The sequence below is a fragment of the Streptomyces sp. NPDC037271 genome, from assembly GCF_055603605.1.
This window is the reverse complement of sequence record NZ_JBVJVN010000045.1, coordinates 1-16030: the sequence shown is the minus strand read 5'-3', so window position 1 is coordinate 16030 and position 16030 is coordinate 1. Positions and strand designations below refer to the sequence as shown.

The 16030-nt window shown below is 72.7% G+C and carries 10 protein-coding genes and 1 pseudogene; 8 read left to right on the top strand and 3 right to left on the bottom strand.

Going from position 1 to position 16030, the window contains the following annotated elements; all coding sequences use genetic code 11:
- Positions 1-150: 150 nt before the first annotated feature.
- Genes ACZ7G3_RS35535 through ACZ7G3_RS35520 form a run of 4 tightly spaced genes read left to right on the top strand, consistent with a single transcriptional unit; the run spans position 151 to position 7356 of the window.
- Entirely contained in the window at positions 151-2385 is a 2235-nt protein-coding gene (locus ACZ7G3_RS35535; protein WP_470930821.1) for a WD40/YVTN/BNR-like repeat-containing protein, read from the top strand.
- Entirely contained in the window at positions 2385-4361 is a 1977-nt protein-coding gene (locus ACZ7G3_RS35530) for a beta-galactosidase (RefSeq protein WP_470930819.1), read from the top strand. Before ACZ7G3_RS35535 ends, ACZ7G3_RS35530 begins: the two co-directional genes overlap by 1 nt.
- Positions 4358-6610, top strand: coding sequence for a glycosyl hydrolase family 95 catalytic domain-containing protein (locus tag ACZ7G3_RS35525; RefSeq protein WP_470930817.1), 2253 nt, complete (start codon positions 4358-4360; stop codon positions 6608-6610). Before ACZ7G3_RS35530 ends, ACZ7G3_RS35525 begins: the two co-directional genes overlap by 4 nt.
- A 38-nt stretch (positions 6611-6648) precedes the next feature.
- Complete coding sequence (locus tag ACZ7G3_RS35520; RefSeq protein WP_470930815.1) at positions 6649-7356, top strand: glycoside hydrolase family 12 protein; 708 nt, start codon at positions 6649-6651, stop codon at positions 7354-7356.
- A 37-nt stretch (positions 7357-7393) separates the two neighbouring features.
- Here ACZ7G3_RS35520 and ACZ7G3_RS35515 read toward each other — a convergent pair whose 3' ends face one another.
- From ACZ7G3_RS35515 to ACZ7G3_RS35505, 3 genes and pseudogenes are all read right to left on the bottom strand, one after another.
- Entirely contained in the window at positions 7394-8581 is a 1188-nt protein-coding gene (locus ACZ7G3_RS35515; protein WP_470930813.1) for a sulfotransferase family protein, read from the bottom strand.
- A 91-nt stretch (positions 8582-8672) separates the two neighbouring features.
- Positions 8673-8896, bottom strand: a pseudogene (locus ACZ7G3_RS35510) (glycoside hydrolase family 31 protein); the annotation flags it as partial.
- A gap of 361 nt (positions 8897-9257) precedes the next feature.
- Positions 9258-10271 (bottom strand): LacI family DNA-binding transcriptional regulator, encoded by a 1014-nt coding sequence (locus ACZ7G3_RS35505; RefSeq protein WP_426600128.1) that lies wholly within the window; start codon positions 10269-10271, stop codon positions 9258-9260.
- Between the two features lie 364 nt (positions 10272-10635).
- Here ACZ7G3_RS35505 and ACZ7G3_RS35500 point away from each other — a divergent pair, with 364 nt between their 5' ends.
- The 4 genes from ACZ7G3_RS35500 to ACZ7G3_RS35485 all read left to right on the top strand — a co-directional run.
- The gene (locus tag ACZ7G3_RS35500) at positions 10636-12591 is read left to right on the top strand and encodes an acyl-CoA dehydrogenase family protein (protein WP_470930811.1); all 1956 of its coding nucleotides are present in this window, start codon (positions 10636-10638) and stop codon (positions 12589-12591) included.
- Positions 12592-12955: 364 nt separating this feature from the next.
- Positions 12956-14212 (top strand): 1-deoxy-D-xylulose-5-phosphate reductoisomerase, encoded by a 1257-nt coding sequence (dxr, locus tag ACZ7G3_RS35495; protein WP_470930809.1) that lies wholly within the window; start codon positions 12956-12958, stop codon positions 14210-14212.
- 8 nt (positions 14213-14220) lie between these two features.
- Positions 14221-15513 (top strand): M50 family metallopeptidase, encoded by a 1293-nt coding sequence (locus ACZ7G3_RS35490; protein WP_470930823.1) that lies wholly within the window; start codon positions 14221-14223, stop codon positions 15511-15513.
- Between the two features lie 299 nt (positions 15514-15812).
- A partial coding sequence (locus ACZ7G3_RS35485) for a flavodoxin-dependent (E)-4-hydroxy-3-methylbut-2-enyl-diphosphate synthase (protein ID WP_470930807.1) occupies positions 15813-16030 on the top strand: 218 nt, incomplete at its 3' end.

Here is a 16030-nt window from a genome sequence, read left to right as displayed (position 1 = left end):
CCCCCCCCCCCCCCCCCCCCCCCCCCCCCCCCCCCCCCCCCCCCCCCCCCCCCCCCCCCCCCCCCCCCCCCCCCCCCCCCCCCCCCCCCCCCCGGCCCCGGTCCGCCCTGCCCACCTCCGCCCCCGAGCCGCACAGAACCGAGGTATGTCATGCATGCGTCCGCGTCACGCAGCCCGAGCCGGCGCTCCGTACTCGCCGGGACCGCGGCCGTCGCCGCGCTCACCGCGGTCCCCCTCGCACCCGGACGCGCGCACGCCGCCGAGGGCACGGCGGACGCCCCCGCCACCCCCGCCTACCGGTGGCGCAACGTCGTCATCGGCGGCACCGGGTTCATCACCGGCGTCCTGTTCCACCCCCGCGTCCGCGGGCTCGCCTACGCCCGCACCGACATCGGCGGCGCCTACCGCTGGGACGACCGCACCGACCGCTGGATCCCGCTCCTGGACCACCTCGGCTGGGACGACTGGAACCTCCTCGGCGTCGAGGCGATGGCCGTCGACCCCGCCCACCCGGACCGGCTCTACCTGGCCTGCGGCACCTACTCCCAGGCCTGGTCGGCCAACGGCGCGGTCCTGCGCTCCGAGAACCGGGGCAGGACCTGGCGGCGCACCGACCTCACCGTGAAGCTCGGTGCCAACGAGGACGGCCGGGGCACCGGCGAGCGGCTCCTGGTCGACCCGCGCGACAGCGACACCCTGTGGCTGGGCACCCGGCACGACGGCCTCTGGAAGTCGGTGGACCGGGGCGCCACCTGGGCCCCCGCCACCGGCTTCCCGGCCGCCCCGGGCGCCACCGGCCAGGGCGTCACCCTCCTCGTGGCCGCGGGCCGCACCGTCTACGCCGGCTGGGGCGACGCCGGCGGCACCGCGCCGAACCTCTTCCGCACGTCCGACGGCACCACCTGGGAGCCCGTCCCCGGGCAGCCCTCCGGTACCGCGGCCAAGGTCCCGGTCCGTGCCGCGTACGACCGGCACACCCGCGAGCTGTACGTGACGTACGCCGACGCACCGGGCCCGAACGGCCAGTCCACCGGCAGCGTGCACAAGCTGCGCACGACGAACGGCCGTTGGACCGACGTCACGCCCGTCGAGCCCGGCGGCACCACCCCCGAAGGTGCCGCCGACAGCTTCGGCTACGGCGGAGTCGCCGTCGACGCCCGCCGTCCCGGCACCGCGGTCGTCTCCACCAACAACCGCTGGGCCGCGGTCGACACCCTGTACCGGACCACCGACGGCGGCCGCACCTGGACCTCCCTGAAGGACTCGGCCGTCCTCGACGTCTCCGAGACCCCGTACCTCAAGTGGGGCGAGGAGCGGCCCAAATTCGGCTGGTGGATCCAGGCCGTCGCCCTCGACCCGTACGACTCCGAGCACCTCGTGTACGGCACCGGCGCCACCCTCTACGGCACCCGTGACCTCCGTCGCTGGGCCCCGCAGATCCGCGGCCTGGAGGAGACGTCCGTGACCCAGCTGATCTCGCCCCCGGTCGGGCGGGCGCACCTGCTCAGCGGGTCCCGGGACATCGGCGTCATGTACCACGAACGGCTCACGGCGTCCCCGGCGGACGGCATGGCGACGAACCCCGTGTCCGGGTCGGCGACCGGACTCGCACAGGCGGCACGCAGACCGGCGTACGTCGTCCGGACGGGCTGGGGCGATCACGGCAACGGCGCGTACTCCCACGACGGCGGGCGGACCTGGGCGCCCTTCGCGGCCCAGCCCGGCCTCGCCCCGAGTGCACCGGGACCGATCGCCACCAACGCCGACGGCAGCGTGCTGCTGTGGTCCTTCGTGCACTGGGACGGCACGAAGTACCCCGCCCACCGTTCGGCGGACAACGGCACGACCTGGTCCGAGATCCCCACCTTCCCGAAGGGCGCCACGCCGGTCGCCGACCCGGCCGACCCGACGCTCTTCTACGCGTACGACACCGACACCGGAACGCTGCTCGCCAGCACCGACGGCGGCCGTACCTTCACCGCCCGCGCGACCGGACTGCCCGCCGGCGACACCCAGTACAAGGTGGTCGCGGCGCCCGGCCGCACCGGCGACCTGTGGCTGAGCACCAAGGACAACGGCCTGCACCGCTCCACCGACGGCGGCCGCACCTTCACCAAGGTGGAGAGCTGCCGGTCCTCCCACACCCTCGGCTTCGGCAAGGCCGCCCACGGCGCCGGCTACCCGGCGATCTACCAGGTCGGCTCCACCGGGGCCGTCACCGCCGTCCACCGCTCCGACGACGAGGCGAAGAGCTGGACGCGGATCAACGACGACCACCACCAGTGGGGGTGGACCGGCGAGACGATCACCGGCGACCCCCGCGTATACGGCCGCGTCTACCTCGCCACCAACGGACGCGGCATCCAGTACGGGGAGCCACGCTGATGCCCAACCTGTCGGACACCACCCGCCACCGCATCCTCTACGGCGGCGACTACAACCCCGAGCAGTGGCCCGAGGAGACCTGGCACGAGGACGTCCGCCTGATGCAGGACGCCGGCGTCAACTCCGTCACCCTCGGCGTCTTCTCCTGGGCGAAGCTCGAACCGCGCCCCGGCGTGCACGACTTCGGCTGGCTGGACCGCCTGATGGACCTGATGCACGCGAACGGCATCGGCGTCGTCCTCGCCACCCCCACCGCCTCGCCCCCGCCCTGGCTGGGGCACCTCCACCCGGACACCCTGCCCCGCGACGAGGACGGCCGCACCGAATGGTGGGGCGGCCGCCAGCACTTCTCGCACTCCAGCACCACCTACCGCCGCCACGCCGCCGCCATCACCGAGGCCCTGGCCGCCCGCTACGCCGGCCACCCCGCCCTCACCATGTGGCACATCAACAACGAGTACTGCACCTACGACCACGGCGACGAGGCCGCCACCCGCTTCCGCCGCTGGCTCCAGGACCGGTACGGCACCCTCGACGCCCTCAACACCGCCTGGGGCACCGCCTTCTGGAGCCAGGGCTACGGCGACTGGGCCGAGATCCTGCCGGCCCGCCGCACCCACTACCTCAAGAACCCCACCCAGGTCCTCGACTTCCGGCGCTTCACCTCCGACATGCTCCTGGAGTGCTACGCCGCCGAACGCGACATCGTCCGCCGCCACACCCCGCACATCCCGGTGACCACCAACTTCATGCCGCTGTGGTCCGGTCAGGACGCCTGGCGCTGGGCCGGGGAGGAGGACGTCGTCTCCGTCGACCTCTACCCCGACCCGCGCGACCCGTTCGGCGCGCAGGAGGGCGCCCTGGTCCAGGACATGACCCGCTCCCAGGCGCGCGGCCCCTGGATGCTCATGGAGCAGGCGGCCGGACCCGTCAACTGGCGCGGCGCGAACCACCCCAAGCCGCGCGGCCTCAACCGCCTGTGGTCGCTGCAGGCCGTGGCCCGCGGCGCGGACGCCCTCTGCTACTTCCAGTGGCGCCAGTCGAGGCAGGGCGCCGAGAAGTTCCACTCCGCGATGGTCTCCCACGCGGGGGCGCGGGGACGTACGTACCAGGAGGTCAAGCAGCTCGGCGCCGACCTCGCCAAGCTCGGCCCGCACGCGGCGGACGCCACGATCACCGCCGACGTCGCCGTCCTGCACGACTGGCACTCCTGGTGGGCCGGCGCCCAGGACGGCCGCCCCTCCACCGCCTTCGACTACACCGACGTCCTGCGCGCCTGGCACCGCGCACTGTGGGAGGCCCACCTCACCACCGACTTCGCCCACCCGGAGCACGACCTGACCCCGTACAGGGCGGTCTTCGTACCCCAGCTGTACGCGCTCACGGACGCGGCGATCGACAACCTCCTCGCCTACGTCCGCGGCGGCGGCACCCTCGTCTGCGGCTTCCAGACCGGCGTCGCCGACGAGGACGACCGGGTCAGGGCCGGCGGCATGGACGCCCGGCTGCGCGAGCTGTTCGGCATCCGCGTCCTGCACGAGTGGTGGCCCCTGGAGGCGGACGGGACCACCGCCTGCGACGGCTTCCGCGGCACCCTCTGGTCGGAGGAGATCGAGCCCGACGGCACCGCCACGGAGACCGTCCTCTACAAGGGCGGCGAGCTGGACGGACTCCCGGCCGTCCTGCGCAAGGACCGGGCCTGGTACCTCTCCACCCTCCCCGAGCCGGACGCGCTGCGCGACCTGCTCGCCCGCGCCGCCGCCGACGCGGGTGCCCGCCCCGTGCTCGACGGGCTCCCGGCCGACGTCGAGGCCGTACGCCGAGGTGACCTGCTCTTCCTCCTCCACCACGGCCGCGAGCCGGTCACCGTCGACGTCCCGGGCACCCACCGCGACCTGCTGACCGACGCGACCGTCACCGACCGGGTCACCCTCGGCCGCTACGGCGTGGCGGTCCTCACGGAGCCGGCCCGATGACCGGCTCTCCCGTCACGGGGGCGCCGTCGGCCGGCGCCCCCACGCCCGGCGGGCCCGTGCACGGCACCTGGGAGCGCGAGCCCGCCGCCCGCTGGGAGGACGCCTTCCTGAGCGGCAACGGCCACCACGGCGCCCTCGTGTTCGGCGATCCGAACGCCGACCGGGTCGTCGTCACCCACCACACCCTCGTCCGCCCGAACGGCGACGAGCACCGCCGCCCACCCCGGCTCGCCGCCGAACTCCCCGCCCTCCAGGACCGCCTGCTGGCCGGCGACACGACAGCCGCCGAGGGCTTCACCGACGGCCGCCCGCTGCAATGGGTGCGCCCCTTCCACCCGGCCTTCCAGGTCCGCCTGAACAGGCCGCCCGGCGACACCCACGCCACCTACCACCGCTCCGTCGACTTCACCACCGGCGAGACGACCGCCACCTGCTATACCTGGACCAGCCGCGTCTTCGTCTCCCGCGCCGACGACGTGATCGTCCAGCGCGTCACCGCGCCGCACCTCACCCTCGACCTGTCCCTCGACCCCCGCCTCCCCGGCGCCCCGGCCGGTCTCGGCGTCGGCCACGGCGCCGTCCTCACCCCCGAGGGCGCCCTGCTCAGCCTGCGCGCCCGCTACCCCGGCAGCGACCTGGCGTACACCGGCGTCACCCTGGTCGCCGTCACCGGCGGCACCACGAAGCTGGTCCCGCCCGGCGTGCTCGTCGAGGGCGCCACGGAGGTACTGCTCCTCACCCGGGTGCACCGGCACACCGGCGAGCTGGACGTGGTCTCCGAGGGCCGCGCCCTGCGCGACCTGCCGGACGGGACGTCGTACGACCGTCTCCTCGGCCGGCACCTCGCCCTCCACCGCACCGCCTACGACCGCGTCACCCTCGACCTCGCCGCCGACCCCGCCGAACGCGCCCTGCCGGGCTCCGCGCTGCTCGACCGCTCCCGCGGCACGGCCCGCGCGGCCCTCCTGGAGCGCCTCTTCGCCGCCGGCCGCTACCACCTGCTGTCGGCCAGCGGAATGCTCCCGCCCCGCCTGACCGGCCTGTGGACCGGCGACTGGGACACGGCCTGGTCGGGGGCGTTCACCACCAACGCCAACCTCAACCTCCAGACCGCCTCCGCGGCCGCCGCCGACCTCCCCGAGGTCACCGAGGCCCACGCCGCCCTCGTCCACCGGCAGCTCCCGGACTGGCGGGACAACGCCCGCGCGATCTTCGGCACCCGCGGCGTCGTCGCCCCCTCGCACACCGACGGCGAGTCCGGGCACACGTACCACTTCAGCCGCGAGTACCCCCTGCACCTGTGGACGGCGGGCGCCGACTGGCTGCTGAAGCCCCTCGTCGACCACGACGAGACGTACGGCACCCGCGACCCCCGCACCACCGCCGCGCTCGCCGAAGCCGCCCTGTTCTACGAGGACTTCCTCACCCGCACCGACGAGAACGGCCGCGTGGTCGTCGTCCCCTCCTACTCGCCGGAGAACCGCCCCGCGAACGCGAGTTGGGGCACCGTCGACGCGGCCATGGACCTCTCCGCAGCCCGGCACGCCCTGCTCACCGCCGCCGACCGCCACCCCGAGCACGCCGACCGCTGGCGCGCGCTCGCCGACCGGCTCCCGCCCCACCGGGTCAACGCCGACGGCGCGCTCGCCGAATGGGCCCGGCCGGGCCTTACGGACACCTACGACCACCGCCACCTCAGCCACCTCTACGGCGTCTGGCCGCTCGACGAGATCAGCCCGTACGACACCCCCGAACTCGCCGGAGCCGCCCACCGCGCCCTCGAACTGCGCGGCGCCGAGAACGACTCCGCCCACGGCCACCTCCACCACGCCCTGATCGCGGCCCGGCTGCGGGACGGCGACCGGGTCGCCCACGCCGTCGGCCAGGTCCTCGACGGCGACTTCTTCCACACGTCCCTGATGAGCGCGCACTATCCCCACCGCGACGTCTACAACGCGGACGCCGCGCACGCCCTCCCGGCCGTGCTCATCGAGATGCTGGTGCAGTCCACCCCCGGCCGGCTGGTGCTGCTGCCCGCCCTCCCGGAGTTCTGCCCGAAGGGCGAGATCAGGGGCGTACGCACCCGGTTCGGGGCGGCCCTCGACCTCGCCTGGACGCCCGGCGGCGAGGCGACGGCGGTCCTCCGCCCCCGCCGCACGCACCGCATCGAACTCAGGACTCCCTCCGGCACCGAACCGCTCGACCTCGTCGCCGGAGAGGACCGCGTCATCAGCGTGAAGACGCGGTAGCCCCCGCGCACCTCCCCCCACCCATGGAAGGAAACGCCATGGCACCACGCACCCGCACCCTGACCGCCCTCCTCGCCCCGGCCCTCGCGCTCGGCGTCACCGTCGGCCTCGCCGCCGCCCCCGCCCAGGCCGCCGTCTGGAACTCCTGCGACCAGTGGGGCAACACGCAGCTGAACGGCTACACCCTTTACAACAACATCTGGGGCTCCGGCGCCGGCAGCCAGTGCGTCTGGGCCAACTCCGGCACCGACTGGGGAGTCTGGGCCGACCACCCGGGCACCGGCGGCATCAAGTCCTACCCGAACGCCAAGAAGGTGATCAACAAGCCGATCTCCTCCCTCGGCTCGCTCAGCAGCACGTACGACGTCACGGTCCCGTCGTCCGGCGCGTACAACACGTCGTACGACATCTGGGACACGGACCACGACTACGAGATCATGCTCTGGGTCAACCACCACGGAGCCGTCGGCCCGCTCGGCAGCCCGCAGGGGACGGTCGCCCTCGGCGGCCACACCTGGAACGTCTACAAGGGCGACAACGGCGCCAACGAGGTCTTCTCGTTCCTGCGCACCTCGGACTCGAACGCGGGGAGCGTCCAGATCCTGCCGATCCTGAAGTGGATCAAGGACACCAAGGGCTGGATGGGCGACGAGACCATCGGCGACGTGCAGTTCGGCTACGAGATCACCTCGTCGCCGGGCGGCCTGGACTTCCGTACCCACAGCCTGTCCGTCAGCAGCGGCTGACACAGCTCCCGGGCCGGGGCCGGGGCCGGCCGTGCCGTCAGGCGCGGTCGACCTCGGCCCGCAACGCGTTGTACTCAGCGAAGGCGGATTCGACGTCGGCCCGGGTCAGGCCGTACCGGGACAGCTCGTACCGGTGCGGGCGGGTGCCCTTGGGGCGGGCGGCGACCCCGGCGAGCCGGGCGGCCTCCGCGCCCGTCCAGCGGGCGCCGACGGCGGCGTAGAGCTTGGGGGCGCCGGCGGCCGGATCGGTCCCCAGCCAGGAGTACGGGACGTCCACCAGCGTCTCCCGGGGCAGGGCGGCACGGGCCGCGACACCGCGCGCCGCGGAGCGGCTCAGCAGCTCCAGCCAGGTGGCGCCGATGCCGCGCGGGTCGACGGGGCGGGTGCTGACGGCCATGCCGTGCTCGACCAGGCTGCAGAACGACGCCACGACGGTGACCGGGTCGCGGTGGGTCCACACGATGGTCGCGTCCGGGAAGACGGTGTGCAGCGCGTCGAGGTTCTCCAGGTGCATGGGGGACTTGAGGATCCAGCGGCGGCGCGGACGGCCGTACTGGAGCACCTGGTAGACCTGCTTGAGGTGGCGGTAGTCGGGGACGAAGTCCCGCTCGTAGTGCCAGGCCTGGTACTCGGGTATGCGTGCCGAGGAGAGCGGCATCAGCGCGTGCGGCAGCGCGAAGGTGCACTCCTCGGGGCCTTCGGCGGCCATCGGGTGGATGTCGCGGAAGCGCGGCGTGAGCAGGTTGATGCCGTCGACCATCCGGCGGGCGGGCGCCGTCGCCTTGCGTCGCTCCGAGGGAGGTACCTCCAGGCCGGGGGTGAGCAGCTCCCACAGCAGGGGGCAGCGGTGCTCGTCCGACAGGGACAGCACGCCGTGCGTGAGCGTCGTCGCGGTGCGCGGCAGGCCCACCACGAACACCGGCTTCTCGACGGGCTGCCGCTCGATGTCGGGGTGCTCCGCGATCAGCCGCCGGATCCGGGCCCGGTTGGCGAGGTGTCTGCGGACGTGGGACTGCGCGGACTGCCAGCCGACCGGGGTGAGGTTCTCGGCCCCGGCCCACCAGCGCAGCAGGGAGCGGAAGTCGTCGGCGAACCGCTCGTCGCCCTCCGCCCGTCCCGCCCGGGCGAGGAGCCGGTCGAAGGTCCGGTCGGGCGTGTGCCGGGATCGGAACGCCGGCCGCAGCAGCAGGTCGGCGAGCCGGAGGGCGAGGGGAGTCGAGGGCACGTCTTGCCTTTCGATGGCGGTCAACCGTACGACACTGCTAGTAAGTTGACCCGATGTCCCACCCGGCAACCCTCTCCCTCGGGCGGAACCGTTACTCCTGGGCCACCGGCAGCTCGGCCCCGTCCCGCGGGAGCAGCGGGATGCGGTCCAGCGGCGCGTCCACCGTCACGGACGCCCCGCCCTCGTACGTCTCGCCCGTCCACGCGTCCGTCCAGCGCGCACCCGCCGGAAGGCAGGCGGTGCGGACCGTGGCGCCAGCGTGGGCACCGGCGCGAACAGCAGATCCCGGCCGAAGAGATAGGCGTCGTCCATCCCGCTCGCGGAACGTGCCGACGGTGGGGGAGGACTGGGCGAGGCCGACCTTGGGCTGGGTCTCGGCAGGCTGGCTCACGAGGCAGGCTCCGGGGGGAGTGCGAACTGCGAATCCAGACTTCGAGTGCGAGCGTCGAGTACGGACATCGAGTACGGACATCGAGTACGGACTTCGAGTGCGAGCGTCGAGTACGGACATCGAGTACGGACATCGAGTACGGACTTCGAGTACGAGCGTCGAGTACGGACACGGCGGTGCCCTGGCACGGTCGGGCCGAGCGGTGACGCGGTGCGTGGCAGGGCGGGCGGTGACGCGGTGCGCGGGAGGGCGGTCGGGCGGCCTCCGGTGGGCCGGTCGCGTGAGCTACGGCCGGACGGGTGCCGGCCCCGAGCTGGCCCGGACCGTCAGCTCCGGCGCGAGCAGCACGACCTCGTCGCTCCCGCGCCCGTCCAGCTTGGCGACCAGCTGCTCCACGGCATGCCGGCCCATCTCCTGCGCCGGCACGGCGACCGACGTGAGCCGGACCGAGGCCTGGGTGGCGACCTGCTCGGGGCAGACCGCGACCACCGACACGTCCTCGGGCACCGCCCGGCCCTGCTGGCGCAGCAGGGCGAGCAGCGGCTCGACCGCCGATTCGTTCTGGACGACGAAGCCCGTGGTGTCCGGGCGTTCGTCGAAGACGCGGGCGAGGGTCGCGGCCATCGCGTCGTACCCGCCCTCGCAGGGGCGGTGCAGCAGCCGCAGCTCCAGCTCCCGCGCCCGGGTGCGCAGCCCGTCGAGGGTGCGCTCGGCGAAGCCGGTGTGCCGTTCGTAGACCCCGGGAGCCTCGCCGATGACGGCGATGTCGCGGTGCCCCAGCTTCGCCAGATGCTCCACGCACAGTGCGCCGGTCGCCCGGAAGTCGAGGTCGACGCAGGTCAGCCCGGTGGTGTCGGCGGGCAGACCGATCAGCACGGACGGCTGGTCCGTGCCCCGCAGCAGGGGCAGCCGCTCGTCGTCGAGCTCGACGTCCATCAGGATCATCGCGTCGGCGAGCCCACTGCCGGTGACGCGGCGCACCGCGTCGGGGCCCTCCTCACCCGTGAGCAGCAGGATGTCGTACCCGTGACTGCGCGCGCTGGTGGCGACCGCGATGGCGATCTCCATCATCACCGGCACGTACATGTCCGTGCGCAGCGGGATCATCAGCGCGATGATGTTCGACCTGCTGCTGGCCAGGGCGCGGGCGCCGGCGTTCGGGTGGTAGCCGAGCGTGCGGATGCTCTCTTCGACCCGCTGCCGGGTGGTGGTGGAGATGGACCGCTTGCCGCTGAGGACATAGCTCACCGTGCTTGCCGAGACTCCGGCGTGCTGGGCGACCTCGGCGAGGGTGACCATCCAGCTCTCCAAGCTTTGTGAAGCGCTTCGACAGCGCGCGGGGTGGACAACAGCGGGTGAGGGTGGTTCGACAGTAGCCTCAGCCGGGGTAGGTGTCCATAGGTTGTCGAAGCGCTTCGACACCTTTCTTCTTGCTCTGGCCGCCCCCCGTCCGCCTCCCGTCCGCCTCCCGTCCTCCCTGCGGTCATCGGCCGAACGGCGGCACGAAGGGTGGTGGGAGCGCCCGGGATCGGGTACATACGATCGGGTAGCACCGACTAGTAACGTACGTCCGCAAGTTCGCGTATGACGAATCCCGGCGATCATCCCGGCGATCTTCGTGGACGTACCTCCCCCGATGCCGATTCGCGGCGAGGTGAGCCTCATGTCCGCACCACCCACCCCCTCCTCCCGACCCACCGTCACCGAACGTGAGGCCCGCCAGGTCGCGGAGGCGGCCCGCGAACAGGACTGGCGCAAGCCGAGCTTCGCCAAGGAACTCTTCCTCGGCCGCTTCCGCCTCGACCTCATCCACCCCCACCCGCTCCCCGCCGACGAGGACGTCCAGCGCGGCGAGGAGTTCCTCGCCAAGCTGCGCGACTTCTGCGAGACGAAGATCGACGGGGCCGTGATCGAGCGCGACGCACGGATCCCGGACGACGTGATCACCGGGCTGAAGGAGCTGGGCGCCTTCGGCATGAAGATCGACACCAAGTACGGCGGCCTCGGCCTCACCCAGGTCTACTACAACAAGGCCCTCGCCCTGGTCGGATCCGCGAACCCCGCGATCGGCGCGCTGCTCTCCGCCCACCAGTCGATCGGCGTGCCGCAGCCGCTGAAGATGTTCGGCACCCAGGAGCAGAAGGACACGTTCCTGCCGCGCTGCGCCCGCACCGACATCTCGGCGTTCCTGCTGACCGAGCCGGACGTCGGCTCCGACCCGGCCCGCCTGGCCACCACGGCCGTCCGGGACGGCGACGACTACGTCCTCGACGGCGTGAAGCTGTGGACCACCAACGGCGTCGTCGCCGACCTGCTCGTCGTCATGGCCCGCGTCCCGAAGTCCGAGGACGGGACGGGCGGCAGGGGAGGCATCACCGCCTTCGTCGTGGAGGCCGCCTCCGAGGGCGTCACCGTCGAGAACCGCAACGCCTTCATGGGCCTGCGCGGCCTGGAGAACGGCGTCACCCGCTTCCACCGGGTGCGCGTGCCGGCCGCGCACCGCATCGGCCCCGAGGGTGCCGGCCTCAAGATCGCCCTGACCACCCTGAACACCGGCCGCCTCTCCCTGCCCGCCATGTGCGTCGGCGCCGGCAAGTGGTGCCTGAAGATCGCCCGCGAGTGGTCGGCGGTGCGCGAGCAGTGGGGCAAGCCGGTCGCGCTGCACGAGGCGGTCGGCTCGAAGATCTCCTTCATCGCGGCGACCACCTTCGCCCTCGAAGCCGTCCTCGACCTCTCCTCCCAGATGGCCGACGAGGACCGCAACGACATCCGCATCGAGGCCGCCCTCGCCAAGCTCTACGGCTCCGAGATGGCCTGGCTGATGGCCGACGAACTGGTCCAGATCCGCGGCGGCCGGGGCTTCGAGACCGCGGCCTCCCTCGAAGCCCGCGGCGAACGCGCGGTCCCCGCCGAACAGCTCCTGCGCGACCTGCGCATCAACCGCATCTTCGAGGGCTCCACCGAGATCATGCACCTGCTGATCGCGCGCGAGGCCGTCGACGCCCACCTCTCGGTGGCCGGCGACCTGATCGACCCCGACAAGACCCTGTCCGACAAGGCGCGGGCGGGCGCGCAGGCGGGCGTCTTCTACGCCAAGTGGCTGCCGAAACTGGTCGCGGGACCGGGACAGCTCCCGCGCTCGTACGCCGACTTCCACCCGTCCGGCCACCGGGACCTGTCCGGGCACCTGCGCTACGTCGAACGCACCGCCCGCAAGCTCGCCCGCTCCACCTTCTACGCCATGTCCCGCTGGCAGGGCCGGATGGAGACCAAGCAGGGCTTCCTCGGCCGGATCGTCGACATCGGCGCGGAGCTGTTCGCGATGAGCGCCGCCTGCGTCCGCGCCGAGCACCTGCGCGCCGAGGGCGACCACGGCCGCGAGGCCTACCAGCTCGCCGACGCCTTCTGCCGCCAGGCCCGCATCCGCGTCGAGGAACTCTTCGGCCGCCTGTGGACCAACACCGACGACGTCGACCGCAAGGTCGTCAAGGGCGTACTGGGCGGCGCGTACGAGTGGCTGGAGCGGGGCGTCGTCGACCCGTCCGGCGACGGCCCGTGGATCGCGGACGCGACACCGGGCCCGTCCCAGCGGGAGAACGTCCACCGCCCCATCAGGTAGGACGGGCATACGTCAGGTTCCCGCCGGGACTGCCCGGCCTTCCCGGGCAGGGTGCCTCCCCGGCTCACCCGGGGAGGCACCCGCAGCGGCCCGCAGCGGCCCGGGGCGGCCCGGTCCGGGCCGCGCGGCCGACCTGGCCTGGGCGGCCCCGACCGGCCAGGGTGGCCCCGCCCCGGCCCTGGTGGCCCACCGCCCGAGGCCCGCGGCCCCGGCCGGGGCCGGACACCGGTGCCGGGCGTTTCCCGGGCCCGGACCCGCTCCGCCCGCAGGCCGTGGGGCCCTTTCGGGCCCCGCGCGGGCCCCGCGACACCCGTGGGTGGGACGCGCTGTCCTCCCGGAGGGCGGTTGCGGCAACAATGGGGGGATGAGCGACAGTCCAGCCCCACTCGCCGACCCCCACCTCGTCTACGACCCGGTGGCGGGCGACGGCCCGAAGGACGTGGTGATCCTCGGGTCCACCGGGTCGATCGGGACCCAGGCCATCGACCTCGTGCTGCGCAACCCGGACCGCTTCCGGGTCACCGGCCTGTCCGCCAACGGCGGCCGGGTCGCCCTCCTCGCCGAGCAGGCGTACCGGCTGAAGGCACGGACCGTCGCCGTGGCCCGCGAGGACGTCGTCCCCGCCCTGCGGGAGGCACTGAGCGGCCAGTACGGCCCGGGGGAGACGCTCCCCGAGATCCTCGCCGGAGCCGACGCGGCCACCCAGCTCGCCGCCTCCGACTGCCACACGGTTCTCAACGGCATCACCGGCTCCATCGGCCTCGCACCGACCCTGGCCGCCCTGGAGGCGGGCCGCACCCTCGCGCTCGCCAACAAGGAATCGCTCATCGTCGGCGGCCCGCTGGTCAAGGCCCTCGCCAAGCCGGGGCAGATCATCCCGGTCGACTCGGAGCACGCCGCCCTCTTCCAGGCGCTGGCCGCCGGCACCCGCGCCGACGTGCGCAAGCTGGTCGTCACCGCGTCCGGCGGCCCGTTCCGGGGACGTACGAAGGAGCAGCTGGCGAGGGTCACCGTCGAGGACGCCCTCGCCCACCCCACCTGGGCCATGGGCCCGGTGATCACGATCAACTCCGCCACCCTCGTCAACAAGGGCCTGGAGGTGATCGAGGCCCACCTGCTCTACGACATTCCCTTCGACCGCATCGAGGTGGTCGTGCACCCGCAGTCGTATGTCCACTCGATGGTCGAGTTCACGGACGGATCGACACTGGCCCAGGCGACGCCCCCCGACATGCGCGGGCCCATCGCCATCGGCCTGGGCTGGCCCGAACGCGTCCCGGACGCCGCCCCCGCCTTCGACTGGAGCAAGGCCTCGACCTGGGAGTTCTTCCCGCTCGACGACGAGGCCTTCCCCTCGGTGAACCTGGCCCGGCACGTCGGGGAGCTCGCGGGCACGGCCCCGGCGGTGTTCAATGCCGCGAACGAGGAGTGCGTCGAGGCGTTCCGATCCGGCGCGCTGCCGTATCTCGGGATCATGGAGACCGTCACGCGGGTGGTCGAGGAGCACGGCACCCCCCGTACGGGAACCTCGCTCACCGTCGCGGACGTCCTCGAAGCGGAGACCTGGGCGCGGACCCGGGCCCGGGAACTGGCGGCACAGACGGCGGAGGCCCGTGCATGACGACCCTGATGTTCATCCTCGGCATAGTCCTCTTCGCGGTCGGCCTGCTGTTCTCCATCGCCTGGCACGAGCTGGGGCACCTGTCCACGGCCAAGCTCTTCGGCATCCGCGTGCCGCAGTACATGGTCGGCTTCGGGCCGACCCTCTTCTCGCGGAAGAAGGGCGAGACCGAGTACGGGGTCAAGGCCATCCCGTTCGGCGGCTACATCCGCATGATCGGCATGTTCCCGCCCGGCGCCGACGGCCGGCTGGAGGCCCGCTCCACCTCGCCCTGGCGCGGCATGATCGAGGACGCCCGCTCGGCCGCCTTCGAGGAACTGCAGCCCGGTGACGAGAAGCGCCTGTTCTACACGCGCAAGCCGTGGAAACGGGTCATCGTGATGTTCGCGGGCCCGTTCATGAACCTCATCCTCGCGGTGGTGCTGTTCCTCACCGTTCTGATGGGCTTCGGCATCTCGCAGCAGACCACCACCGTCAGCTCCGTCTCCCAGTGCGTGATCTCGCAGACCGAGAACCGCGACGACTGCACCAAGTCCGACCCGGCCTCCCCGGCCGCGGCGGCCGGCCTCAAGGCGGGCGACAAGATCGTCTCCTTCGACGGCGTACGGACCGACGACTGGGACCGGCTGTCCGACATGATCCGCGCCAACCCCGGCGAGCAGGTGCCGGTCGTCGTCGAGCGCGGAGGCCAGGAGGTCACCCTCCAGGCGACCATCGCCACCAACCAGGTCGCGAAGAAGGACGGCAACGGACAGATCGTCGAGGGCGAGTACGTCACCGCGGGCTTCCTCGGCTTCAGCGCCGCCACCGGCGTGGTGAAACAGGACTTCGGCCAGTCCGTGACCTGGATGGGCGACCGGATCGGCGACGCCGTCGACTCCCTCGCCGCCCTGCCCGCCAAGATCCCGGCCCTGTGGGACGCGGCCTTCGGCGACGGGCCCCGCGAGGCGGACTCCCCGATGGGAGTCGTGGGCGCCGCCCGCGTCGGCGGCGAGATCGCGACCCTGGACATCCCGCCCACCCAGCAGCTGGCCATGTTCATCATGCTGGTGGCCGGCTTCAACCTCTCCCTGTTCCTCTTCAACATGCTCCCGCTGCTGCCGCTCGACGGCGGCCACATCGCGGGCGCGCTGTGGGAGTCGCTGCGCCGGAACGCGGCCAAGGTGCTGCGCCGCCCGGACCCGGGCCCGTTCGACGTCGCGAAGCTGATGCCGGTGGCCTACGTGGTGGCGGGCATCTTCGTCTGCTTCACGCTGCTGGTACTGGTGGCGGACGTCGTCAATCCCGTACGGATCAGCTGAAGCCGGGGTAATCCGCTCGGTCCGTACGAATCCACACGATCCACGTGATCCGCGTGATCCGCGCGATCCGCGCGATCCATGCGGTACGTGTGATCTGAAGCGATCGGACGGGAAACCCGATCCGGAGAGCATGTCCCTCCGGACCGGGCTTCACACCGGTCACCCGGCAGACGGACGCCAATGGGTGCGTCTCCGTACGCCGTGTGTCTGGCGTCCACGTCCGTGCCGTAATCTCGGAGGCCGGAGCCCGCCGCTGAACGGGGCCGGATTCTGATCCACGACTTGGGGTTGCACAGCAGATGACTGCGATTTCTCTCGGCATGCCGTCCGTTCCGACCAAGCTCGCCGAGCGCCGCAAGAGCCGGCAGATCCAGGTCGGGTCCGTGGCGGTGGGTGGTGACGCGCCCGTGTCGGTGCAGTCCATGACCACGACCCGTACGTCGGACATCGGTGCGACGCTCCAGCAGATCGCCGAGCTGACGGCTTCGGGCTGCCAGATCGTGCGGGTGGCCTGTCC

Bases quoted from the DNA above. Each gene is read 5' to 3' on its own strand.
- ACZ7G3_RS35535 (WP_470930821.1), top strand. From the start codon at position 151: ATGCATGCGTCCGCGTCACGCAGCCCGAGCCGGCGCTCCGTACTCGCC.
- ACZ7G3_RS35530 (WP_470930819.1), top strand. From the start codon at position 2,385: ATGCCCAACCTGTCGGACACCACCCGCCACCGCATCCTCTACGGCGGC.
- ACZ7G3_RS35525 (WP_470930817.1), top strand. From the start codon at position 4,358: ATGACCGGCTCTCCCGTCACGGGGGCGCCGTCGGCCGGCGCCCCCACG.
- ACZ7G3_RS35520 (WP_470930815.1), top strand. From the start codon at position 6,649: ATGGCACCACGCACCCGCACCCTGACCGCCCTCCTCGCCCCGGCCCTC.
- ACZ7G3_RS35505 (WP_426600128.1), bottom strand. From the start codon at position 10,271: ATGGTCACCCTCGCCGAGGTCGCCCAGCACGCCGGAGTCTCGGCAAGC.
- ACZ7G3_RS35500 (WP_470930811.1), top strand. From the start codon at position 10,636: ATGTCCGCACCACCCACCCCCTCCTCCCGACCCACCGTCACCGAACGT.
- dxr (WP_470930809.1), top strand. From the start codon at position 12,956: ATGAGCGACAGTCCAGCCCCACTCGCCGACCCCCACCTCGTCTACGAC.
- ACZ7G3_RS35490 (WP_470930823.1), top strand. From the start codon at position 14,221: ATGTTCATCCTCGGCATAGTCCTCTTCGCGGTCGGCCTGCTGTTCTCC.